This window comes from Sharpea porci, assembly GCF_009695655.1.
Taxonomy (GTDB): domain Bacteria; phylum Bacillota_I; class Bacilli_A; order Erysipelotrichales; family Coprobacillaceae; genus Sharpea; species Sharpea porci.
Genome location: NZ_VUNM01000072.1, coordinates 1 through 1,256 on the forward strand (window position 1 = coordinate 1; position 1,256 = coordinate 1,256).

Annotated in this window: 1 rRNA gene and 1 pseudogene; both read right to left on the reverse strand. The window is 40.5% G+C overall.

What is annotated here, in order from left to right:
* Window positions 1-290: 290 nt before the first annotated feature.
* Window positions 291-714, reverse strand: a pseudogene (tnpA, locus tag FYJ79_RS12375) (IS200/IS605 family transposase).
* A 450-nt stretch (window positions 715-1,164) separates the two neighbouring features.
* A 5S ribosomal RNA gene (gene rrf, locus FYJ79_RS12890) occupies window positions 1,165-1,256 on the reverse strand; the annotation flags it as partial.

The following is a 1,256-nucleotide window of genomic DNA, read 5'->3' on the forward strand; positions in this document are numbered from 1 at the left end:
CTGCTTTGGTGGATGACCGTACAGAGGATCGCCAAAATCACAATTGCACAGTCACCCGCCAAAGCATAATTGCATTACATGCATAATTATTCTATATCATATAGGTCCACTGTGCAAATGGGGATTTAAAACAAAAAATCTATAGATTCTATAAAAGAACCTATAGACAATCAAAACCACGCCTAAAAGGCGTGGTTTGAACTGCGGCTATAAGCCTGTAATACCTGCTCGCGTCTAAAAGCGATTGCTTTCACTTCGTTCAAGCTACCGCTCTTGACGCTCGCTACCCCTCAAAGGTATTCTTTTTTTACTTTTTTTACTGCTTTGTTTTCTTGGATTTTATTTTCCATTTTTCCCTTCGTTACGTTTGAAAATGGATCCCCATACTCCTTGACACTCAGCTTATTCACCATTTGGTCATGCATCTCCTGCTCTCGGATGCAATTTTCCACAATTGCTGTATTCAGTCCTACTGTCGACACATACAATCCTTCAGGTATCCCATGAACGAGCTTATGCTCAGCTTTAAAGGAATCTCGAGAAGAAGATGCACGTGGTCCGGCATGAGATGTCCTTCTACTATTTCCACTTCCTTGTACCTGCAGGGTTCCTTTATGATTTCCTTTAGGTCTTTTCGTCTATACTTTGGTGTGAATACGTGTGGTATGTGCAATACCATTTTGTATGCGATAGCGAATTGGCTTTATGAGCCATGAGACATCACCATTACTTTCTTTTCGCGATAACTTGAACACTTCCCATCATAGAAGGAACGATGATATTTTTGTGTAACTTTGCTGCTATCCACCCGCATAGCGGGTGGTTTATTGTTGAGCGTACGTAGTACGCGCAGCTATCTAAAGACTAGATACAAGTTTGCTTGTACTACAAAAAAATTCTGGCTTATGGAGAAGATAAGCCAGAGGGAGGGTAATAATGAATCAGGTATCTGATTACATCATTGTATTATACGTAGTGAGGGTCACGGTAATTCCTCACTAGCAACTATATAATAACATAAGGTTTGTCAAAGTCAATACTTTTTTACCATCTATTTTAGTATATAAAAAGTAAATTTTTAGTTAATGTTTTTTTACACATTATGGTACATTCAAAAACTACTTTTTCTGGCAAAAAGAAAAAGGACCTTCCGGTCCTTTGCCTACCTGGCAGAGCGCTATTGTCGCACTTGCGCACTATCGTCGCCGCTGCGGCGCTTAACTTCTGTGTTCGGGATGGGTACAGGTGTGCCCGCC